The sequence below is a fragment of the Rhizorhabdus phycosphaerae genome (assembly GCF_011044255.1).
GTDB classification, from domain to species: domain Bacteria; phylum Pseudomonadota; class Alphaproteobacteria; order Sphingomonadales; family Sphingomonadaceae; genus Rhizorhabdus; species Rhizorhabdus phycosphaerae.
In genome coordinates this window covers 286,654-307,335 of record NZ_CP049107.1, presented here as the reverse complement: position 1 = coordinate 307,335, position 20,682 = coordinate 286,654, and the positions used below count along the sequence as shown (strand labels likewise).

Sequence of the window (20,682 nt, the reverse complement as noted above, 5' to 3'; positions counted from 1 at the left end):
TTGTGGCCGGATTTCCGGCCTGTATCGAATGAGGGCTGGTCCTAGATGGCGAAGACGAACGGGAGCGATGGTGGCGATCGGATCGACGGCGACGCTCCGCTCATCGACCTCAACGAAGGTTCGATCAAGAAGCTGATCGCACGCGCCAAGCGCAAGGGCTACATAACCTATGAGCAGCTCAACGAGGCGCTGCCGCAGGACCAGATGACCTCCGACCAGCTCGAGGACGTCATGTCGGCGCTCAACGAGATGGGCGTCAACATCGTCGAGAACGAGGATGCCGGCGAGGACGAGCAGCCGGAAGAAGAGAATATCGACGAGGCCGCCGCGGCGGACGAAGGCGATACCGGCCCTGCCCTCACCTCGACCGCGAAGAAGGAAACGGTCGATCGCACCGACGATCCCGTTCGCATGTATCTGCGCGAGATGGGCGCCGTCGAGCTGCTGAGCCGCGAGGGCGAAATCGCCATCGCGAAGCGCATCGAGGCCGGCCGCGACACCATGATCCTGGGGCTGTGCGAAAGCCCGATCACGTTCAACGCGATCATCGACTGGTCGAACGCGCTGAACGAAGGCACGATGCAGCTGCGCGAAATCCTCGACCTCGACGCGATGCTGTCGAAGGGCCCGACCGCAGAGCAGGTCGAGAATGAGGAAGCCGACGGCGAGATTTCCGCCGAGACGACGGGACCGACCTTCAAGGAGGAAGACGAGCCCGAGGAAGAGCCGGCGAGCGACGAAGACGAGGAGTCGATGACCGAGCGTCGCACTCCCCGCCCGGCGGAGGAAGAGGACGAGGACAATACCCTCAGCCTCGCGCAGATGGAGGAGCAGCTCAAGCCGTTGGCACTTGAGCGCTTCGCCGCGATCACCGATCTCTACAAGACCTTCTCGCAGGTGCAGGAAGCCCGCGTCGCCGCGCTGAGCGTCGGCGACGATTTCCCGGCCGCCGAGGAAGAGCGCTATCAGTCGCTGCGCGAGCAGCTGACCGCCGAGGTCGAGAGCGTCCAGTTCCACGGCGCGAAGATCGAATATCTGGTCGACCAGCTTTACTCGTTCAACCGGCGCCTCACCACGCTGGGCGGGCAGATGCTCCGCTTGGCCGAGCGGCACAAGGTGCCGCGGCGCGACTTCCTCGAATCCTACATCAACCGCGAGCTTGAGGACGGCTGGCTCGAGCGCGTGGGGAAGATCGACAAGAAGTGGGCGGCTTTCGCAGCGCAGGAAGCCGGCGCCGTCGAGCGTATCCGCAATGAAATCTCCGAGATCGCCCAGGCGACCGGCATGGCGCTCAGCGAATTCCGCCGCATCGTCAACATGGTGCAGAAGGGTGAACGCGAGGCGCGCATCGCCAAGAAGGAAATGGTCGAAGCGAACCTGCGCCTCGTGATCTCGATCGCGAAGAAATATACCAACCGTGGCCTGCAGTTCCTGGACCTCATCCAGGAGGGCAATATCGGCCTGATGAAGGCCGTCGATAAGTTCGAATATCGCCGCGGCTACAAATTCTCGACCTATGCGACCTGGTGGATTCGCCAGGCGATCACGCGCTCGATCGCCGATCAGGCTCGGACCATCCGTATTCCGGTCCATATGATCGAGACGATCAACAAGCTTGTTCGCACGAGCCGTCAGATCCTTCACGAAATCGGACGCGAGCCGACCCCGGAGGAACTGGCGGAGCGGCTTTCGATGCCGCTCGAGAAGGTTCGCAAGGTGATGAAGATCGCCAAGGAGCCGATCAGCCTCGAAACGCCGATCGGCGACGAGGAAGACAGCCACCTCGGCGACTTCATCGAGGACAAGAACGCGATCATTCCGGTCGACGCCGCGATCCAGGCGAATCTCAAGGAGACGGTGACCCGCGTTCTGGCGAGCCTCACCCCCCGCGAGGAGCGCGTGCTGCGCATGCGCTTCGGCATCGGCATGAACACCGATCACACGCTCGAAGAGGTTGGCCAACAATTCTCGGTCACCCGCGAGCGCATCCGGCAGATCGAGGCGAAGGCGCTGCGCAAGCTGAAGCATCCGAGCCGCAGCCGCAAGATGCGCAGCTTCCTCGACCAGTAAGCGAAGCGGCGAATAGACCACTTAGAAGGCCCCGGGTCCGACAGGACGCCGGGGCTTTTCTTTGGACTCGGCTGCGTCGGGGAGCGGGTCGGCCGAGCCTACTGTGCTTTTGCGGCAACGCCCCTTCCAATAATCGCGTTGCTGACGCCAATGTCAGTGTGATCCATTGACGGTGGCCATGCGGCTGATAGCGCTGCCTCAAACAGAAAATCCGCAGAGAGGGCGTGGGCCAGCAAAAAAGGGGTTTGCCACCATGTCTACCGATCGTTCGACGTCCATTCGCCTGGCGCTGCTCGCCGGCGCCCTGTTGTTTCCTCCGTTCGCATCGCCGGCCTTTGCGCAGGCGGCAGCAGACGACAGCGGCGAAGGCGCCGAGATCGTGGTCACGGCCACCCGCCGCGCCGAGAACATCAAGGACGTACCCGTCGCGGTGACGGCGATCGGCGGCGAAAAGCTCGCGGTGATCAACTCCAGCGGTCTCGACATCCGCTTCCTCTCGGCGCGCACGCCGAGCCTGCAGATCGAAAGTTCGTTCGGCCGCACCTTCCCGCGCTTCTACATTCGGGGCCTCGGTAACACCGACTTCGACCCCAACGCCGCCCAGCCTGTCTCGGTGGTCTATGACGACGTAGCCCTCGAAAATCCGATGCTCAAAAGCTTCCCGGTGTTCGACCTTGCCAGTGTCGAGGTGCTGCGCGGCCCTCAGGGTACGCTGTTCGGCCGCAACACGCCGGCGGGTGTCGTCAAGCTCAACTCGGCCAAACCGAGCGACACCTTCGGCGGCTATGGCAGCATCAGCTGGGGGACCTACAATACGGTCAATGCCGAGGCCGCGATCACCGGTCCGATCGGCGAAGGTCTCAACTTCCGTGCTTCGGGCCTGCTGCAGCGTCGCGATGATTGGGTAACCAACACCGCTTCCCCGACCCTCGCCGACCGCAAGCTCGAAGGCTATCGCGATCTCGCCGGTCGCCTCCAGCTCGGATATACGTCGGGCGAGTTCAGCGCGCTGTTCAACGTCCATGCCCGCGACCTCGACGGCACCCCGCGCGTCTTCCGAGCTGGCCTCTTCCAGCAAGGCAGCAACCGCTTCTCGGCGGGCTTCAAGAAGAACCGCGTCTCGCTGGACGGACTGACCAGCCAGGACCTCAAGCAGTTCGGCGCCAACGCCCGCCTCGAATGGGCGATCGACGGCGTGGGCACGCTGTTCTCGACCACTGCCTATGAGAAGGCCAATGTCGAGAGCACCGGCGACATAGACGGTGCGGCGACCTATGGCTTCCCGGCCCTCGGCCTTGGCGTGGCGCTGTTCCCGGTGAACACCGGCGGACGCACCAAGCCCAAGGAGTTCAGCCAGGAACTGCGCTTCGCAAGCGAGGATCTCGGGGGATTCCGCTATCAGGTCGGCGCCTACTATTTCGACCAGAATCTCGACTATAGCGAATATGCCTATGACGGCACCGGCACGCGCGTCAGCAACATCCTGCACGACAACAAGAACCGGAATATCGGACTGTTCGCTTCGGGCGAGTATAAGGCGAGCGACGCACTCACCCTGCGTGCCGGTATCCGCTACTCGCACGACAAGAAGCGCGACACGATCTCGCTCGACCCGGCGCTAGCGGCGTCGAGCATCTCGAGCCAGCTCATCGCGGTTTCACTACCGCTGACCAATCGCGTCAAGGCGAGCAATGTCAGCTGGGATGCCAGCGCAACCTATGCGATCACTCCCGACATCAACGCCTATGCACGCTTTGCGACCGGCTATCTCGGTCCGGCGATCCAGGACCGCGTCACTTTCTTCAGCACGCCGTCGATCGCGCGCAAGCAGACCACCATCTCGGGTGAAGCCGGCTTCAAAGGCGCGCTGGCAGGCGGACTCTTCACCTTCGACATCGACGGCTACTGGTATCGCACCAAGGATCTGCAGCTCACGGCGGTCGGCGGCGCGGTCAATTCGGCACGGCTGCTCAACGCCGACAAGGCGGTCGGCTACGGTCTCGAGACGACACTGGAACTGCGGCCTAGCAGCCAGTTCCTCCTGACGGCGGGCGGGAGCTGGAACTTTACCGAGATCCGCGACAAGTCGATCGCGGTTGCTCCCTGCGGCTCGCTCTGCACGGTCACCGACCCGCTCAACGCCGCCGGCCTCGCCATCATCGACGGCAATGACCTGCCCCAGGCGCCGCGCTATGTCGCGAACGTCACCGCGCGATACTCGGTCCCGGTCGGCGGGGGCGAGATCTATGCCTATACCGACTGGGCCTATCGCAGCCGGGTCAACTATTTCCTCTACGAGGCACTCGAATTCCGGGGGCGGTCGCTGCTCGAGGGCGGTCTTCGCGTTGGGTACAAGGCGGACGCGCAGTGGGAAGTCGCGGCGTTTGCACGGAACATCACCAACCAGATCCGAAGCGTCAGCGCGATCGATTTCAACAATCTGACCGGCATGATCAACGAACCGCGCATCATCGGCGTCGAACTGCGCAAGAGTTTCTGAGCCTCGTGGCGCCGCGCTCGATAAGGCGCGGCGCCATATTTCAAGACTGAAATTAATGCGACTGGTTCGCATTAGCTATTGCACTGCCGAATCGATCCGGTTAGCCGGGCAATGTGAACAGCCCCGCCGACATTCCGCTGACAGCAGCCCAAGCGCATCCCGCACCGAAGCGGCGTCCGGTGCCCAAGCCCTGGTATCGCTCGCGTGGCTGGTGGTTGAAACAGTTCCACAGCTGGCACTGGATGAGCGCTGCCGTCTCGCTGATGGGGATGCTTCTGTTCGCGGCGACAGGCATCACGCTGAACCACGCCGCGACGATCGGCGCGACGCCGGTCACGACGGCCCTGGCTGCACAGCTTCCCGCGCCACTGCTTCCCCGGCTTGCGCAGCCGGCCAGCGCCGATGCTGCCCTGCCGCCCCCCGTCGCGGCGTTCGTGGACGCGCGACTGGGTCTCGATCCGCGCGGAAAGCCCGCCGAATGGTCAGACGACGAAGTCTATATTGCGCTCCCTCGCCCGGGCGGTGACGCGTGGATCAGCATCGACCGCCAATCCGGAGCGGTTACCGGTGAAATTACCGACCGCGGCTGGATCAGTTGGGCGAACGATCTCCACAAGGGCCGCAATGCGGGAAGCGCCTGGGGCTGGTTCATCGACATCTTCGCGGGAGCCTGCGTCCTCTTCACGCTCACCGGCCTTATGCTGCTCTACATGCACGCAAAGCCGCGCCCGTCGACCTGGCCGCTCGTCGGCCTGGGCCTGCTCGCCCCTCTCCTTCTCATCCTGTTCTTCGTTCACTGAGGTCCTGCCATGCGCGCTACTCCCCTCATTCTTCTGGGATCGTCTATCGCTTCCCCCGCTTTCGCCGGTGGCACCGTCACCATCGCGATACCTCAGCTCAAGGTGGCCGAATATCATCGCCCCTATGTCGCCGTCTGGCTCGAGCCCGTGGGCGGCGGTGCGATCCGCACATTGTCCGTCTGGTATCAGGTCAAGAAGAACGGTGGAGAGCCCGGCACCAAATGGCTGTCGGACCTGCGGGCCTGGTGGCGCAAGGGCGGCAAGAGCATGACGATGCCGGCCGACGGTATCAGCGGGGCGACCCGCGCGCCCGGCAGCCATGTCCTGTCGATCCCCGACGACGTCAAGCCCGGCGCCTATGTGCTGAATGTGGAAGCCGCTCGCGAGACCGGGGGCCGCGAGCTTGTCTCCCTGCCGATCGCCCTGCCTGCCAAGGCCGCCAAGGCCTCCGGCAAGGCCGAGCTTGGCACCATCACCCTCGCCGCACGCTGAAAGGACCGACGATGCGCATGTCCGCACGCCTGATCACCGCCACCCTGTTGATCGCCATCCCGACACTGGCCTCGGCGCACCGGCAGTGGATGGTCCCCAATGCGACCGTCTTCTCCGGCACGAACAACTGGGTCACGGTCGATGCAGCCGCGTCGAACGACCTCTTCTTCGCGGACCATCAGCCGATGCGCCTCGACGGGGTCAAGGCGTGGGCGCCTGATGGCAGCGAAGCGAAGATCGAAAACGCCGCGACGGGCCGTTACAGGTCCGTGTTCGACGTCAAGCTCGACAAGCCGGGAACCTGGAAGATCGGCACCTATACGAACAGCGTGGCTGGCAGCTTCAAGATCGACGGCGAGGAAGTCCGCGTCGGCGGACGGCCCAGGGGTCCGGCCATGGCAGGTGGTCCCGGCGGCCCCGGTGGGCCTGGCGCAAATGGCACCCCCGGTGCCCCGCCGCAACCGCCGATGCGATCGGTACAGTCCGTCGACGACATCCCCGCCAACGCGACGGACGTGAAGCTCACGCAGATGATCGCGCGCAACGAAATCTACGTGACCGCAAACCAGCCGAGCGATGCCGTTTTCAAGCCAATGGGTGCCGGCATCGAATTCCAGCCGATCACGCACCCCGATGAACTGGTCGTGGGAGAGACGGCCAGCTTCCGCTTCCTGATCGACGGCAAGCCGGCGGCCGGGCTCAAACTCAGCGTCGTGCCGGGCGGCAAGCGTTATCGCAACGACGACGGCGCGCGTGAAATCGTGACCGGCGCGGATGGTGTCGCGAAGATCGACTGGCCGGAAGCGGGCATGTACTGGATCAACGCCTCAGCAAGCGACGACAAGCCGACTGTCGCCCGCGCGACGAGCCGGCGCCTATCCTACACCACCACGGTCGAGGTGCTGCTCCCCTGAGCCTGCGGATCGCCCTGCCCCCAAGGGTCGACGCAGAGGCCTTGCGAAGCGTCGACCCGACCCGTCCGGTCACAACCCTGTCCGGCGAAACCATGGGCACGCTCTGGTCGGTTCGCTACTTCGCGCCTGCCTCGCTCAGTAAAGCAGACGTCGGTGCGATCATCGACGCGACGCTCGACCGGATCATCATCGAGATGAGCCAGTGGCACGCCGACTCGGTCATCAGCGGCTTCAATCGCGCAGCGCAGGGCAGCGAGGTCCGGCTGCCCAGCGATTTTCGCACGGTCCTCGAAACCGCATTGGACGTCGCGCAGCGAAGCGACGGTGCCTTCGATCCGACGCTGGGCCGGCTCGTCGACCTGGCCGGATTCGGCCCCGCCTCTGCCGCAACGAACGCCACGACCGATCCAAGTGATGCCCTTCGCACGGCGGGCTGGCGGCGCCTCCCCTATGCGGGCGGGCGAATCGTTCAGCCCGGCGGTCTTGCACTGGACTTTTCGGGCGTTGCCAAAGGCCATGCGGTCGACGCCGTAGCGGATGATCTGGCAGCGGCAGGCGTAGGCCACATGCTTGTCGAAATCGGCGGCGAACTTGTCGGACGCGGCGTCCGCCCCGATGGCCAGCCCTGGTGGGTCGATCTTGAAGCGCCCCCCGGAAAGCCCATTGCGCCGGTCCGCATCGCTCTTCACGGGATCGCCGTCGCGACCTCCGGACATTATCGCCGGGGTTTGCACACGCTCGATCCCCGCACCGGCGCGTCGGTTGCCAACGGCCTGCGCTCGGTATCGGTCATTCACGACAAGGCTGCCTATGCCGACGCCTGGGCCACCGCGCTGATGGTGCTCGGCGCCGATGCCGGAATGCGGCTCGCCGAGCGCGAAGGCCTGGCGGTACGAATCGTCGCCGATGACGAAGCGCTGAGCCCCGCTCTTTGCGAAATGCTCGAATAACGTCCGGCCCCCCTTGCCCCCCGCCGCCATCGGGGCCATAGGGCCGGAAAATCTACAACCAAGAGGCCGCGATGAAGACCCGCGTCTATGTCACCCTTAAGGGCGGCGTTCTCGATCCCCAGGGCAAGGCGATCCACAACGCCCTCGGCTCGCTCGGCTTTTCCGGCGTCAACGACGTGCGCGCCGGCAAGCTGATCGAACTCGACCATGACGAGAATGTCAGCGACGCCGATCTCGAGGCGATGTGCCGCAAGCTGCTCGCCAATACGGTGATCGAGAATTTCCGCATCGAGCGGGCCTGAGCGCGGGAGCCGACACCATGAAGAGCGCGGTCATCGTCTTTCCCGGTTCGAATTGCGATCGTGATCTGGCCGTTGCCATTCGCGACGTGACCGGCCGCGCGCCGGATATGCTCTGGCACCGCGAAACCGAACTGCCCGACGGCATCGGTCTGATCGCGGTACCGGGCGGCTTCTCCTATGGCGATTATCTGCGCTCGGGCGCGATGGCAGCCCGATCGCCGATCATGCGCGCGATCGTCGAGGCCGCGGGCCGTGGTGTCCCGGTGCTCGGTATCTGCAACGGGTTCCAGATCCTGACCGAGGCAGGGCTGCTTCCCGGCGCGCTGATGCGCAACCAGGGACTGAACTTCGTTTGCCGCGACGTTGCCCTAACCGTCGAGAACAGCCAGTCGGCTTTCACCGCGCGCTATGCGCAGGGCGAGACGGTACGCTTCCCGGTGGCGCATCACGATGGCAATTTCAACGCCGACGCCGAGACGCTCGACCGTCTCGAGGGCGAAGGCCGTGTTGCCTTCCGCTACGCCGAACCGGTCAACGGCTCGGCGCGTAACATCGCTGGCATCCTCAACGATGGCGGCAATGTTCTGGGCATGATGCCGCACCCCGAACGCGTGATCGAAGCCGCCCACGGCAATGCCGATGGCAGGCGCCTGTTCGAGGGGCTGCTGGAGACGGTTGCGTGACATCGGGAGCGGGCTGCCTCTGTGGAGCGGTCCGTTTCACCATCGACGCCGACCCGCTCGGCGCGCGCACCTGCTGGTGTCGCCTGTGTCAGTATATCGGCGCCGGCACCGCAACAGCCAATATCGTCTTTCCCAAGGACAAGGTCAGCTGGACCGGCGAAATCCGCTATTTTGAGAATGTCGCCGACAGCGGCAATCACATGCGCCGCGGCTTCTGCCCGCAATGCGGCACGCCGCTGACCAGCGAGGCGCTGGAACGCCCGCATCTGATCTTCCTGCGAATCGGCACGCTCGACGATCCCGATCTGCTCGGCCCCGAGATGACCCTGTGGACATCGCAGGCGCCCGACTGGGCCTGCATCTCGGACAGCCTGCCCCGCTTCGAAGAACAGGCGCCACCCGTCGCATGACCGCCATGACGCTGCCGGCCTATCTGGCGGCTGCGCTGTGCGAGATTGCGGGCTGCTTCGGCTTCTGGGCCTGGCTGCGGATGGGCAAGCCTGTCATCTGGGCCATCGGCGGCACCGCCCTGCTCTTGTGCTTCGCGCTGTTCCTGACGCGTATCGAGAGCGAAACCGCAGGGCGCGCCTTCGCCGCCTATGGCGGAATCTATATCTGCGCCTCGCTCGGCTGGATGTGGGCGATCGAGCGCGCCCGGCCGGATCGCTGGGATCTGCTCGGGGCACTCCTCTGCATCGCGGGCGCCGCCATCATCCTGCTGAGCCCAAGAAGCGCCTAATCACCTGATCACACGCGCGTACGAAACGGCGTGAAATCGGTATGGGTGTCGAACAGATCGACGCCCTCGCGGGTCTTGAGGAAGTTGACCACGACATAGGTCAGCGGCGTCAGAAGAACCTCCCAGCTGACCTTCAGAACCAACTGGGTCGCCAGCACCTTGATGACCAGCGACGGGCTCCAGCCCACAGCCCCCCAAAAGGCGAGTGGGTAAAAGATCAGGCTGTCGACGCCCTGGCCCGCGATGGTCGAGCCGATCGTGCGCATCCAGAGATGCCTGCCGCCGGTCATCAGCTTCATCTTGGCAAGAACATAGCTGTTGACGAACTCCCCCGCCCAGAAGGCGGTGATCGACGCGAAGACGATACGGGGCACCTGGCCGAAGACCTGTTCATAGGCTGCCTGGCCAGTCCAGTCGGCGGCCGGCGGAAGCGCGACCACGACCCAGCTCATGAACGCCATGAACAGAAGTGCCACCGTGCCCGCCCAGATGCAGCGCCGTGCGCGGGCATAGCCATAGACCTCGGTCAGAACGTCCCCCAGGACATAGCCGATCGGAAAGAAGAGAATGCCCGCACCGAACGGCCAGTCGCCTATCCCGGGCAGATCGACCGTCGCCACCTTACCCGCGCCCAGCACATTCGACAGCAGCAGGATGGTGACGAACGCCGCCATCACGAAATCGAAATAGCGGAAATGCCGCCCCCTATAGGCTTCGGCATCCTGGACGGCTGGCGCGGCAGCATGGCTTTCGTTCATGGGCCCACACTAACCACGTTCCATCCGCGCGCAATCCACGCTATCGGCATCGCTGCGCGCGCCCGTAGCTCAGTTGGATAGAGCACGAGCCTTCTAAGCTTGGGGTCACAGGTTCGAATCCTGTCGGGCGCGCCATTTCGGTTCAAACAAAGTCGGGGGTCGGCAGCTTCGACAGGTGGCGAGACAGCGGCTCGCTGCCGGTTCGTTTCAGCGCCAGAAGCTCGCCGAATGCATCGACATCGAGCGGCGGACTGAAGAGATAGCCCTGATAGATTCGACAGCCGGTCTCGCGCAGGCGATGGAACTGCTCGTCCGTTTCGACGCCTTCGGCGACCACCTGCAGGTTCAGCTTGCTCGCAAGGTCGATGATAGCTTCGGTAACGACCATGTTCGACGCGTCGCTCAGCATGCCGCAGACGAAAGACTTGTCGATCTTGATCTGGCCGAGCGGAAAACTGTTCAGAACGCTTAGCGACGAATAGCCGGTCCCGAAATCGTCGAGAGACCAGATGATGCCGATCTCCTTCAACGCGTCCATCTTAGCAACTGTCGTGCCGACATTCTCGACGAACATGCTCTCGGTCAGTTCCATCTTCAGCTTCGACGGCGTGACACCGCTGATTCGAACGATCTCCGAGACCGTCTGGACGAAATCGGGCTGGCGGAATTGCGAGGCGCTGACATTGACCGCCATGGTGAGATGGCGCGTTTCCGGCCGGGCTTCCCATTGTGCAAGCTGGGCGCAGGCGGCGCGGAGCACCCAGTTGCCGATCGGGACGATAAGGCCGGTTTCCTCTGCAAAGGGTATGAATTTATCGGGTGGAATGATGCCCATTCTGGCATGCTGCCAGCGGATCAGAGCCTCGGCGCCGACCACCTCTCCGGCTTCGTTGATCTGTGGCTGGTAATGAAGCTGGAAATCGGCCTTGGCGATCGCTTTGCGCATCTCGATATCCATCATGCGCCGCGCAGACAGGTCCGCGTTCATGATGAGCGCGATGAAGACCAATCCGGCCAACGCAGTCAGCGTATTGGTCCAGATTCCGACCTCTGCGGCCCAGGCAGGAATGACCAGCGCCGGGTCGTGAAAAGCGACCGATACATTGGAGAAGACGACGAAGGCGACCAGGCACAGGGACGAGACGCCATATTTCAGGTAGATGCCGTCTCGGCGAAAAATGAAATAGCTGCCGAGCGCCACCGCAAGGAAATGGAGATGAGTCGCCCGGTGCATGCCATCGGGCACGTTGTCGAAGAGGCAGGCAAAGGCGACGAACAAGGGCAGGATATGCGCGGCGAGCACGGCCGCCACCGTCAACCGCCCCCGATAGGCCAGCCAGACCATCATCATGCCGAAGGCGATCAGAGCGCCATGCATGGTCGCCAGGATCGGTCTGTCGAACTGCGTGAAAGCCATGCCCCAGCCGGCGCCGACCAGGATGGCGATTATGCCAGAGCCCAATAAACTGGCCCTCACCCGACGCCTGTGACCGTTATCCTGCATGAAAAACGATTTGCTCGATCTCAAAAAGGTCGCCCGAAGACCATGGTGAACCTCGAGATACAAAACTAACAGGAAAAGACGTGGATTTTTCTCTCGTGCTGCAAAATCTGTCAGCCCGGTGTCCCCGTCAGAAGGTCAGGCTTCCGTCATACCCTGGCCTGGTCTGATCGGGCATTCCGGATCACAAGCGGTCATTATGGTAGCCTGCCCGTCGCATAGTGCCGGCAACGGCCATCCTATCGGGCTATCGGGCGCCCGCCTGCCGGCGGGCCAACAAGCGTCGAATCTCTCAGCCTCGTCCGCGCGGAAAACCAGGGCGCTTGAGACGACGATAGCAAGAAACCGGCTCAGCCGGCGCGCTGTGCCGGGGCTGTCTTCAAGCGTGGGGACGGGCCGCGAAAACTGGTCCGGAAACGGCCCCTTGCGTCATCATATCGGCCAATGAGCGGCCCGACAGCCAGGCAAATTCGACGCGTGGGCCCAGCAACCAGTCCCCGCAGGCGCCGAGCTTCAGCCCGGCATTCCAGAGCGAGCCTTGGTCGGCCCCCCGGGTCATGGCAAAGCGCCAGCGATGTGCGGCGATACTCAATATTTCGGGCCCGGCCGACCGCGCCTCGGCCAACAGAGCATCGAGCAGGACGCCGGCTACAACCGGCGCCTCGAGTTCGACGTTGCGCGCAGACCAGTTGCCTCCCGCCTGAACGACCCAACTCTCCGGCCCTTCGCGCCCGGGCTTGGCGCTGTTGCGGGCCGCCCAGGAGATAAGGCCCCTGTTGCGGATATGGTCTTCCTCGATCGACAGCCGGTCGGCGAAGGCGATCATCGCGGTCCAACAGGGCTGTGAGCGCGACATCATCGCATGGGTCGCCATGGCGAGGTCGTGAAGCCCCAGCAACGCCGCCGCCTGTTCGGCTGGAACGGCGATGATCGCTGCATCGAAGGGGCCGTGCTTTTCCGGGCCGACCTTGACCCACCATCCGTCGCGGCTGTGCATGAGCCCGTCGACATGATGGGTGTGCCGAACATCCAGGTCGCGCGCCATGTGCTTGAGCGGAGCGTTCATCGTGGGAACCCCGACCCAGGCATCGCTGCCCGCCTCAGTCCAGGGTTCGGCCAGACCGGCATCTTGCCAAATGCGCACCTGGTCGAGGAAAAGCGCCTCACGAACGGTAAAATATTGCGCGCCATGGTCGAAGGTAGCGGCGCCCTGCGACGTGTCGACCCTCCGGCTCGACATCCGTCCCCCGGTCCCCCGGCCCTTGTCGAACAAGACGACCTCGCTGCCGCCTTCCTGCAACCGCGCGGCACAGGCGAGTCCGGCGATACCCGCGCCGACGATAGCAACCCGTTTCATCAATATCCCATGAGAGACCGCAGTTCCTTGCGGCTGCTCTTGTCCTCCAGAAAGCAGCCGAGAAGGCGGCTCGTGACCATGCCCACGCCGGGCGTTCTGACACCGCGCCCGGTCATGCAACCATGCTGCGCCTCGATCACCACCGCGACGCCGTGGGGCTGCAGATGGTCCCAGATACACTGGGCGACCTCGGCGGTCAGCCTCTCCTGGATCTGCAGTCGCCGCGCAAAACCGTGCAGCACGCGCGCCAGTTTGGAAATCCCGACCACCCGGTTGCGCGGGAGATAGGCGATCGAGGCCTTGCCGATGATCGGCGCCATATGATGTTCGCAATGCGACTGAAACGGTATGTCCTTCAGCAGGACGATCTCGTCATAGCCGGCCACTTCCTCGAACGTCCGGCTGAGGTGGAGCGCCGGGTCCTCGCGATAACCCTCGCAATATTCGCGCCACGCCCGCCCGACCCGCGCCGGCGTATCGCGCAGACCTTCGCGCTCGGGATCGTCGCCCGCCCACTGGATCAGTGTCCGGATCGCATCCTGAACTTGCAAGGGAACGAGCAGCTTGCCGTCCTCGCCACGCTCCCCAAGCCCGGGCGAAAAATAGTTCATAGGCTTGCCCTTTCGTGAGCATCGGGAAAAATGGCGATGTCGCTGTAGCTTTGTCTTGCCGACTGGGGGGCCGATGCAGCAACATGTCCAAAGGGCCATGGGGATTATCCGGCGGCGAAATCACTGCTACGGAAGGCGCGATGTCTGTTTCTGATATGATAGCTGGGAGCGCGGTCGCCGCGGTCATTAGCAACCCCCGCCTGCCCGACAATCCGATTGTCGAATGCAACGAGGCCTTCGTGGCTCTCACTGGCTATTCGCGTGAGGAGATCATCGGTCGCAACTGCCGCTTCCTGCGCGGCGCCGATACGGAGCCGTGGCTGACGCAGGCGCTGCGCAGCGGCGTGCACAATCAGCGCCCGGTCATGGTCGAGATCCTGAATTACAAAAAGGACGGCACGCCGTTCCGCAACGCCGTCCTCGTCGCGCCGATCTTCGGAGCGGATGGGGAGATCGAATATTTCCTAGGCTCGCAGGTGGAGATCGAGGATCCGGCGCTGGGCAGTTCGCCCCGGCGGGAGAATGCCCATGACAAGATCGCCGGGCTTTCCGACCGGCAGCGCGAAGTGTTGATCGCCATGGCGGCAGGCAAGCTCAACAAGCAGATTGCCTATGATCTCGGGCTGACCGAGCGCACCATCAAGATGCACCGCGCCGCCATGCTACGCGCACTGGGCGTCAGGACGGGCGCGGAGGCGATCCGCATCGCGATCGAGGCCGGCTACTGACGTTCGGACGGGCCTTTTCCATCCGCATTGGCACGCGCCGGATGGCTCCCTAAGGCTGAAACGATGACAGCATCGACCACAGTCACCCTCCGCGCGATCGAGGGCGTCGAGATTATCGTCCCCGGCTGCGACCTTGTTGCCGTCATTGCCGACGCACTAAACGGCTCGGCCGAGACACTCCGTCACGGCGATATCATCGTCGTTGCGCAGAAGATCGTCTCCAAGGCGGAGGGACGACTGGTGTCGCTCTCCACCGTCGAGCCGTCGCCTCAAGCCTCTGACCTCGCTCTCCGATCCGACAAGGACCCACGCCTTGTCGAACTCGTGCTGTCCGAATCCCAAGAGGTGATGCGGGTCCGGAAGGGCGCACTGATCGTGCGCCACCGGCTGGGGATCGTGTTGGCCAATGCAGGCATCGACCAGTCCAATGTCGACCAGGCGCAGGATGCTGTCGCACTGCTGTTGCCGATCGACCCGGACGCCAGCGCCGAGCGGATCCGGGCCGGCTTGCGGGAACGCACCGGCGTCGACGTCGCCGTGCTGATCATCGACAGCCTCGGGCGCGCGTGGCGCAACGGAACGACGGGGACAGCGATCGGCGTGGCGGGGATGCCTGCTCTGCTCGACCTGCGCGGTCGTACCGATCTCCATGGCCGCCCCCTGGCGACCAGCGAATTGGGACTGGCGGACGAGGTGGCGGCCGCCGCTTCGCTCGTCATGGGCCAGGCAGACGAAGGCCGTCCCGTCGTGCTGGTGCGCGGCGTCGGCTATGCCCGGCGCGAAGGCAGCGCCGCCGAGCTTATCCGTCCGCGCCACATGGACCTGTTCGCATGATCGTGGCGCTCGCCGGAGGCGTGGGAGGGGCTCGCCTCGCCAATGGCCTTGCCGCCTGCCTGCCGCCAGATGAATTGCTCGTCGTTGTGAACGTCGGGGACGATTTCGATCATTTCGGCCTGCCCATCTGCCCCGATCTAGACACCGTCTGCTATACACTGGCCGGGCTGAACGACCCGCAACAAGGCTGGGGCCTTGCCGGCGAAAGCTGGAATTTCATGGCCGCCATCGGTCGCCTCGGTGGGGAGGACTGGTTCAATCTCGGCGATCGCGACCTTGCAACCCATGTCATGCGCCGGCTGCTGCTCGAGCAGCACAGCCTGTCCGAAGCGACGCGACAGATCGCGGACAAGCTCGGCGTGAGACACAGAGTTGCACCTGCCACCGATGATCGGCTGCGGTCCATCATCGACAGCGACGAAGGCCGATTGGCCTTTCAGGACTATTTCGTCCGGCGACGCGCGGCTCCCGTCTTTCGCGCGATATCCTTCGACGGGGTCGACGAGGCGCGGCCATCGGCTGCATTCGATGCGGCGCTCGACGACCCCGCTCTCGACGCGATCATCCTCTGCCCGTCCAACCCGGTCCTGAGCCTTGCCCCGATCCTGGCGATCCAGGGGGTCCGCGAGCGGCTGTGCCAAAGCCCGGCACCGGTCGTGGCCGTGTCGCCTTTCATCGGCGGATCAGCCGTCAAAGGACCCGCTGCCAAGATATTGGAAGAACTTGGTATATCGCGAGACCCGCTAGGGCTGGCCAGCTATTTCGGCGATGTCCTCGACGGGCTGGTGATTGATCAGGCAGACGCCGACTCTCCCCGACCGGATATCCCAGTTCTTTTGACCGAGACGCTGATGCGGGACGATGCCGGGCAGAAACGTCTCGCGGCGGACGTTCTCGATTTCACACGACAGCTACGCGACCGTTGAGGACGATCGCTATCCTCGCGGCGCGCCCGCCTGAGGAAGGCAAGACACGGCTTGCCTCAGCCCTTCCCGAAGGCGACCGATATCGATTGAATATCAATATGTTTCGGCATGTCCTGAACATTTCGTCCGAGATGTTCGCAGCAACGGACATGCTCGTGGTCACGCGGTCGGCCGATCTGCGATCCATCGCCGCCGAGCATGGCGTCGAGAGCGTCGTGGAAAGCGGTGCGGAACTCAATGCGGCTTTCGCCCAGGCGCGCTCTGTTGCTGTCGAATTGGGCGCAGACCGTCTCGTCACGCTCAGCAGCGATCTCCCCTATCTCGAGATCGGGGACATCGAAGCCCTGCTCGCGACGCCGGGCGATGTCGTGATCGCTCCGGACAGGCATGGCACGGGTACCAACGCCCTGATGCTCAGCCCGCCCGACGCGATCGATTTCTTCTACGGGCCCGATAGCTGCCAGCGGCATATAGATGCCGCTATATCACGAGGCCGGACGCTCAATCTGCTCAAGCGCCCGGGCCTCGCCAGCGATGTCGACCTGCCTGTCGAACTGGCCGAGCTTCTTGCCAGGCCCGCCCGAGCAAATCTCGCCTGATCAGTTCTCGAAATTGTCCGCGACGAAGCGATCGAGCAGGCGAACGCCATAGCCGGTCGCCCCCTTGTCCCAGGTCGTGCCGGGCTTCGACGCCCAGACCATGCCGGCGATGTCCAGATGGGCCCAGCGCACGCCCTCGTCGATGAAACGCTTGAGAAACTGAGCGGCGGTGATCGATCCCGCCTCGCGCGGACCGACATTTTTCATGTCGGCGATCGGGGAGTCGATCAGCTTGTCATAGGCGTCGCCCAGCGGCATCCGCCACAGGCGATCGCCCGATGCCGTCGCTGCGGCCAGCAACTGGTCGGCCAGCAGATCGTCATTCGCGAATAGCCCGCCATATTCATGGCCGAGCGCGACGATCATGGCGCCGGTCAGCGTGGCAAGATCGACGATCGTCTTGGGCGCGTAATTCTTCTGGACCCAGGTGAGCGCGTCGCACAGGACGAGCCGCCCCTCGGCATCGGTGTTGATGACCTCCACCGTCTGACCCGACATCGAGGTCACGACGTCACCCGGCCGCTGGGCCAGGCCATCGGGCATGTTCTCGACGAGACCGCAGACGCCGATCACGTTCGCATTCGCCTTGCGGAGCGCGAGCGCCTTCATGGCGCCGGCAACCGCGCCCGCGCCACCCATGTCCCACTTCATGTCTTCCATGCCGCCGCCCGGCTTCAGCGAGATGCCGCCGCTGTCGAAGGTCACGCCCTTGCCGACGAAAGCGACGGGGGCCTTTGAAGATTCGGCGCCTTCCCACCGCATCACCAGCATCTGCGGCGGTCTCGCCGAACCCTGTGCAACGCCGAGCAGCGCCCCCATGCCGAGAGCTGCCATCGCATCACGACCGAGAACCTCGATCTTGACACCGAGCGCCTCGAGCGGCCGGCAGCGCTCCACGAAGCTCTCCGGATAGATGATGTTTCCCGGTTCGGTCACCAGTTCGCGGGTGAAGGCGACACCCTCGACGACCGCCGAGGCAGCCGCCCAGCGGGCCTCGGCCTCGGCTCCGCCGCCCACGATCACGACCTCCTCCAGCGACGGACGCTGCTTGGCGTCGAGCTTCGTCCGATAGGTGTCGTAACGCCAGCTGCGAAGCATCGCGCCGGATGCTACTGCCGCAGCGGCCTCGGCGGCCTTGGAACCGGCGACGCCTGAGATGTCCACCACCAGAGTCGTCTCGCCCGAGGTGAGCAGCTTCGCGACCAGCGCCGCGCCGGCCTTTTCGAAATCGGTCTTCGAACCGAGGCCGACCAGAAGGAGGCGACGGTTGGCGCCATCGGCCTCCGCAAAATATTCGACCACGGCACCAGCCTCGCCGTCGAAACGCAGCGCCTTGGCCGCCGTCCGCGCCAGCGCCTGCGCAGCATCCGGCAAGCTGCCGAGCGCCGTACCGTCGAGAGTTCCCGGTGCGACGACCAGGGCAAGGGCATGGGCGGCGGAAGGCCGGGCGTCGGCGAAACTGATGCGCATCTAGGCGGTGTCCTTACAATCTGCTTTGCCATCCATCTAGGGAGCCGGCACGCCGGTCGCAACGGTGCAGACGAACCGGTCTGCCGCCCAAGGCATTGCAGCGGCGGCGTTGGTGCGATAGTCGGCGCGAGTGCGTTGTGCAGACCGCCGGCCGATGACGGCATCCGGCCTGTCCTGTGGGGTTTCGTGAAAAAGCCATATCTGTTCCTCCTGGCAACCACCCTGCCTGCGCTTGCCAGCAGCGCCGCTTATGCTGCCCAGCCAAATCTGGTGGAACCGGCGCCGGCGCCGGTCCAGGGCGATGCGCCCACGCCCGCCAACGAGGAGGAGGTGACCTTCGCCGCCGATACGCTGGCCTATGACAGCGACGGCGAGGTCGTCACGGCATCCGGCAATGTCCGCATGATGCGCCAGGGTGCCAGGCTGCGCGCAGACAGCGTCCGGTGGAACCAGAAAACGGGGGTGGTTCGCGCCGAGGGCAATGTTGCGATCGTGAACGCGTCGAACGACACCGTCTACGGAGACTCGGTCGAGCTCACCGACACACTGAAGGACGGCGTCGTCGAAAATCTGTTGCTGGTCCTCAACGACGGCGGACGGCTGGCTGCTGTCCACGGCGTCCGTCGCAATGAGGTCAGCACGCTCGACAAGGCCGTCTATACGCCCTGCGCGGTCGTGGACAGCAAAGGCTGCCCCAAGGAACCGATCTGGAAGATCAGTGCGGTGCGCGTGGTGCACGATCCGAACAAGCACCGGATCAGCTATGATGGCGCGAGGATCAGCTTCCTGGGCGCACCGATCGTGTGGCTGCCCGGCCTTTCGCATCCCGACGGCAGCGGTGGCGGCGGGTCCGGCCTGTTGCTCCCCGATATCCAATATGGCCGGGTCAACGGCTTCGAATTCGCCGTCCCCTATTATTTCCAGCTCGCGCCCAATCGCGACCTGACGATCACGCCGCACGTCTATTCGAAGGTTTTGCCGGCGATAGAAGGCCAATATCGCGCACTGACTGCCAATGGCGCCTGGCAGGCTGCGGGCATGCTGACCTACAGCCCCCGGTCGTCGGCGACCACCGGAGCCCCGCTGAGCAGCAACCGCGAGGTTCGTGGCTATGTCGATGCCAATGGCCGCTTCCAGTTCGGCGACTATTGGACGGTTTCTGCCTCGATCCGGGGTACGACCGATCGCACCTTCATGCGGCGCTACGACATTTCGCGCGACGACCGGCTGCGCAGCCAGATCCAGGCGGAACGGATCGACTCGTCGAGCTATTTGTCGATCAAGGGCTGGGCGGTCCAGACACTGAGGATCGGCGATCCGCAGGGGCAGCAGCCGATCGCCCTGCCCGCCATCGACTACCGCCTCAGGGTGACCGACCCGCTGGTGGGCGGCATTCTCCAGCTGCAGTTGAACAGCCTCGCCCTCGTTCGCACCAGCGGACAGGACACGCAACGTGCCTTCGCTGCAGCCGAATGGAATCTGCGGCGCTATACGCCGCTCGGGCAGGAGGTGACGCTGACCGGCTACCTCCGCGGCGACATCTATCATACTGATCAGGTCGGGCAGACCGCGACGATCAGCTACCGTGGCGATCCCGGCTGGACGCCGCGCGGCATTGGCGCGCTCGCCATCGACGTAAAATGGCCCCTGATCGGCGACTTCTTCGCCGGTACCCAGCGGATCACTCCGCGTATCCAGATCGTCGGCAGCCCCAAGACCAAGAATATGAGCATCCCGAATGAGGATGCGCGCGCGATCGACCTGGAAGATTCGAACCTCTTCGCGCTCAATCGCTTCTCCGGCTATGATCGCTGGGAAGATGGCAGCCGCGTGACTTACGGCGCCGAGTGGTCGGTCGATCTTCCCGGCATCTCGTTCAACAGCGTGGTCGGACAGAGCTACAGGCTGACGAACAAGCCCAGCCTGCTGCCGGTGGGCACCGGCCTATCCGATAGGCTGTCCGACATCGTCGGGCGCACGACGCTGAAATATGGTCGATTCCTGGAACTCACCCACCGATTCCGGCTGGACAAGGACAATTTTGCGGTTCGCCGCAACGAGATCGATGCCACGATCGGTACGCGCAAGACCTATGCGCTCATCGGCTATCTCAAGCTCAACCGGGACATCGCGTCAACCATCGAGGACCTGCGCGACCGCGAAGAGGTCCGGCTCGGCGGACGTGTGCAGATAGCACGCTACTGGTCGGTGTTCGGTTCGACCGTCATCGATCTGACCGGTCCGAAGGAAGATCCGGCGACGCTGTCCGACGGATATCAGCCGATCCGGCATCGCCTCGGCATTCTTTACGACGACGACTGCATCGAGGTCGGCGTGACCTGGCGGCGCGAATATGCCGCGATCGGCGACGCCCGCCGGGGCAACACTTATCTGTTGCGACTGGCGCTGAAGAATTTGGGCCGCTAAGCGTGCATTCAGCGGCGGGGT

The 20,682-nt window shown here is 64.2% G+C and carries 20 protein-coding genes and 1 tRNA gene; 16 read left to right on the top strand and 5 right to left on the bottom strand.

All coding sequences use genetic code 11. The features are described 5' to 3' along the window. The first annotated feature begins 45 nt into the window (after positions 1-45). From rpoD to G6P88_RS01425, 10 genes are all read left to right on the top strand, one after another. Complete coding sequence (gene rpoD, locus G6P88_RS01470; protein ID WP_165321502.1) at positions 46-2,070, top strand: RNA polymerase sigma factor RpoD; 2,025 nt, start codon at positions 46-48, stop codon at positions 2,068-2,070. Between the two features lie 253 nt (positions 2,071-2,323). Beyond that, positions 2,324-4,570: a TonB-dependent receptor gene (locus tag G6P88_RS01465; RefSeq protein ID WP_165321501.1), complete on the top strand. Its 2,247-nt coding sequence runs from the start codon at positions 2,324-2,326 to the stop codon at positions 4,568-4,570. Between the two features lie 113 nt (positions 4,571-4,683). Beyond that, positions 4,684-5,370, top strand: a complete 687-nt coding sequence (locus G6P88_RS01460; protein ID WP_425594466.1) for a PepSY-associated TM helix domain-containing protein — start codon at positions 4,684-4,686, stop codon at positions 5,368-5,370. Between the two features lie 9 nt (positions 5,371-5,379). Continuing rightward, entirely contained in the window at positions 5,380-5,862 is a 483-nt protein-coding gene (locus G6P88_RS01455) for a DUF2271 domain-containing protein (protein WP_165321500.1), read from the top strand. 11 nt (positions 5,863-5,873) lie between these two features. Further along, on the top strand, positions 5,874-6,776 hold the full coding sequence (locus G6P88_RS01450) for a DUF4198 domain-containing protein (protein ID WP_165321499.1): 903 nt from the start codon (positions 5,874-5,876) through the stop codon (positions 6,774-6,776). Positions 6,777-6,868: 92 nt separating this feature from the next. Continuing rightward, positions 6,869-7,726, top strand: coding sequence for an FAD:protein FMN transferase (locus G6P88_RS01445; protein ID WP_165324830.1), 858 nt, complete (start codon positions 6,869-6,871; stop codon positions 7,724-7,726). Between the two features lie 71 nt (positions 7,727-7,797). Further along, complete coding sequence (purS, locus tag G6P88_RS01440; protein ID WP_165321498.1) at positions 7,798-8,028, top strand: phosphoribosylformylglycinamidine synthase subunit PurS; 231 nt, start codon at positions 7,798-7,800, stop codon at positions 8,026-8,028. A 17-nt stretch (positions 8,029-8,045) separates the two neighbouring features. Next, on the top strand, positions 8,046-8,711 hold the full coding sequence (gene purQ, locus G6P88_RS01435) for a phosphoribosylformylglycinamidine synthase subunit PurQ (RefSeq protein WP_165321497.1): 666 nt from the start codon (positions 8,046-8,048) through the stop codon (positions 8,709-8,711). Beyond that, entirely contained in the window at positions 8,708-9,121 is a 414-nt protein-coding gene (locus tag G6P88_RS01430; RefSeq protein WP_165321496.1) for a GFA family protein, read from the top strand. Before purQ ends, G6P88_RS01430 begins: the two co-directional genes overlap by 4 nt. A 5-nt stretch (positions 9,122-9,126) precedes the next feature. Beyond that, positions 9,127-9,450, top strand: a complete 324-nt coding sequence (locus G6P88_RS01425) for a YnfA family protein (RefSeq protein WP_206335916.1) — start codon at positions 9,127-9,129, stop codon at positions 9,448-9,450. A gap of 8 nt (positions 9,451-9,458) precedes the next feature. On the opposite strand, the gene G6P88_RS01420 is transcribed toward G6P88_RS01425, so the two are convergent. Further along, positions 9,459-10,208: a queuosine precursor transporter gene (locus G6P88_RS01420; RefSeq protein ID WP_165321494.1), complete on the bottom strand. Its 750-nt coding sequence runs from the start codon at positions 10,206-10,208 to the stop codon at positions 9,459-9,461. A gap of 58 nt (positions 10,209-10,266) precedes the next feature. On the opposite strand from G6P88_RS01420, the gene G6P88_RS01415 reads away from it, so the two are divergent. Further along, positions 10,267-10,343, top strand: a tRNA-Arg gene (locus G6P88_RS01415). Between the two features lie 7 nt (positions 10,344-10,350). Here G6P88_RS01415 and G6P88_RS01410 read toward each other — a convergent pair. The 3 genes from G6P88_RS01410 to folE all read right to left on the bottom strand — a co-directional run bounded on the left by G6P88_RS01410 (position 10,351) and on the right by folE (position 13,677). Then, the gene (locus tag G6P88_RS01410; RefSeq protein WP_206335832.1) at positions 10,351-11,625 is read right to left on the bottom strand and encodes a putative bifunctional diguanylate cyclase/phosphodiesterase; all 1,275 of its coding nucleotides are present in this window, start codon (positions 11,623-11,625) and stop codon (positions 10,351-10,353) included. A gap of 463 nt (positions 11,626-12,088) precedes the next feature. After that, entirely contained in the window at positions 12,089-13,066 is a 978-nt protein-coding gene (locus tag G6P88_RS01405) for an NAD(P)/FAD-dependent oxidoreductase (RefSeq protein ID WP_165321492.1), read from the bottom strand. Beyond that, the gene (gene folE / locus G6P88_RS01400; protein ID WP_165321491.1) at positions 13,066-13,677 is read right to left on the bottom strand and encodes a GTP cyclohydrolase I FolE; all 612 of its coding nucleotides are present in this window, start codon (positions 13,675-13,677) and stop codon (positions 13,066-13,068) included. Before folE ends, G6P88_RS01405 begins: the two co-directional genes overlap by 1 nt. 155 nt (positions 13,678-13,832) lie before the next feature. On the opposite strand from folE, the gene G6P88_RS01395 reads away from it, so the two are divergent. The 4 genes from G6P88_RS01395 to cofC all read left to right on the top strand — a co-directional run bounded on the left by G6P88_RS01395 (position 13,833) and on the right by cofC (position 16,764). Next, a complete protein-coding gene (locus G6P88_RS01395) occupies positions 13,833-14,405 on the top strand; it encodes a PAS domain-containing protein (protein WP_226946677.1) in 573 nt (190 codons plus the stop codon). Positions 14,406-14,468: 63 nt separating this feature from the next. Then, the gene (cofE, locus tag G6P88_RS01390) at positions 14,469-15,239 is read left to right on the top strand and encodes a coenzyme F420-0:L-glutamate ligase (RefSeq protein ID WP_165321490.1); all 771 of its coding nucleotides are present in this window, start codon (positions 14,469-14,471) and stop codon (positions 15,237-15,239) included. Next, complete coding sequence (gene cofD, locus G6P88_RS01385) at positions 15,236-16,165, top strand: 2-phospho-L-lactate transferase (protein WP_165321489.1); 930 nt, start codon at positions 15,236-15,238, stop codon at positions 16,163-16,165. Before cofE ends, cofD begins: the two co-directional genes overlap by 4 nt. Beyond that, positions 16,162-16,764, top strand: a complete 603-nt coding sequence (cofC, locus tag G6P88_RS01380) for a 2-phospho-L-lactate guanylyltransferase (RefSeq protein WP_165321488.1) — start codon at positions 16,162-16,164, stop codon at positions 16,762-16,764. The genes cofD and cofC overlap by 4 nt, the downstream gene beginning before the upstream one ends. Here the strand turns inward: cofC and G6P88_RS01375 are convergent, their stop codons facing one another. Next, positions 16,765-18,234: a leucyl aminopeptidase gene (locus G6P88_RS01375; RefSeq protein ID WP_165321487.1), complete on the bottom strand. Its 1,470-nt coding sequence runs from the start codon at positions 18,232-18,234 to the stop codon at positions 16,765-16,767. 186 nt (positions 18,235-18,420) lie between these two features. Here G6P88_RS01375 and G6P88_RS01370 point away from each other — a divergent pair, with 186 nt between their 5' ends. Further along, a complete protein-coding gene (locus G6P88_RS01370; protein ID WP_165321486.1) occupies positions 18,421-20,661 on the top strand; it encodes an LPS-assembly protein LptD in 2,241 nt (746 codons plus the stop codon). Positions 20,662-20,682: the final 21 nt, after the last annotated feature.

Excerpts from the sequence above, each read along its gene's own strand:
- rpoD (WP_165321502.1), top strand. The coding sequence starts at position 46 with ATGGCGAAGACGAACGGGAGCGATGGTGGCGATCGGATCGACGGCGAC.
- G6P88_RS01465 (WP_165321501.1), top strand. The coding sequence starts at position 2,324 with ATGTCTACCGATCGTTCGACGTCCATTCGCCTGGCGCTGCTCGCCGGC.
- G6P88_RS01455 (WP_165321500.1), top strand. The coding sequence starts at position 5,380 with ATGCGCGCTACTCCCCTCATTCTTCTGGGATCGTCTATCGCTTCCCCC.
- G6P88_RS01450 (WP_165321499.1), top strand. The coding sequence starts at position 5,874 with ATGCGCATGTCCGCACGCCTGATCACCGCCACCCTGTTGATCGCCATC.
- G6P88_RS01445 (WP_165324830.1), top strand. The coding sequence starts at position 6,869 with ATGGGCACGCTCTGGTCGGTTCGCTACTTCGCGCCTGCCTCGCTCAGT.
- purS (WP_165321498.1), top strand. The coding sequence starts at position 7,798 with ATGAAGACCCGCGTCTATGTCACCCTTAAGGGCGGCGTTCTCGATCCC.
- purQ (WP_165321497.1), top strand. The coding sequence starts at position 8,046 with ATGAAGAGCGCGGTCATCGTCTTTCCCGGTTCGAATTGCGATCGTGAT.
- G6P88_RS01425 (WP_206335916.1), top strand. The coding sequence starts at position 9,127 with ATGACGCTGCCGGCCTATCTGGCGGCTGCGCTGTGCGAGATTGCGGGC.
- G6P88_RS01420 (WP_165321494.1), bottom strand. The coding sequence starts at position 10,208 with ATGAACGAAAGCCATGCTGCCGCGCCAGCCGTCCAGGATGCCGAAGCC.
- G6P88_RS01410 (WP_206335832.1), bottom strand. The coding sequence starts at position 11,625 with ATGGCTTTCACGCAGTTCGACAGACCGATCCTGGCGACCATGCATGGC.
- G6P88_RS01405 (WP_165321492.1), bottom strand. The coding sequence starts at position 13,066 with ATGAAACGGGTTGCTATCGTCGGCGCGGGTATCGCCGGACTCGCCTGT.
- folE (WP_165321491.1), bottom strand. The coding sequence starts at position 13,677 with ATGAACTATTTTTCGCCCGGGCTTGGGGAGCGTGGCGAGGACGGCAAG.
- G6P88_RS01395 (WP_226946677.1), top strand. The coding sequence starts at position 13,833 with ATGATAGCTGGGAGCGCGGTCGCCGCGGTCATTAGCAACCCCCGCCTG.
- cofE (WP_165321490.1), top strand. The coding sequence starts at position 14,469 with ATGACAGCATCGACCACAGTCACCCTCCGCGCGATCGAGGGCGTCGAG.
- cofD (WP_165321489.1), top strand. The coding sequence starts at position 15,236 with ATGATCGTGGCGCTCGCCGGAGGCGTGGGAGGGGCTCGCCTCGCCAAT.
- G6P88_RS01375 (WP_165321487.1), bottom strand. The coding sequence starts at position 18,234 with ATGCGCATCAGTTTCGCCGACGCCCGGCCTTCCGCCGCCCATGCCCTT.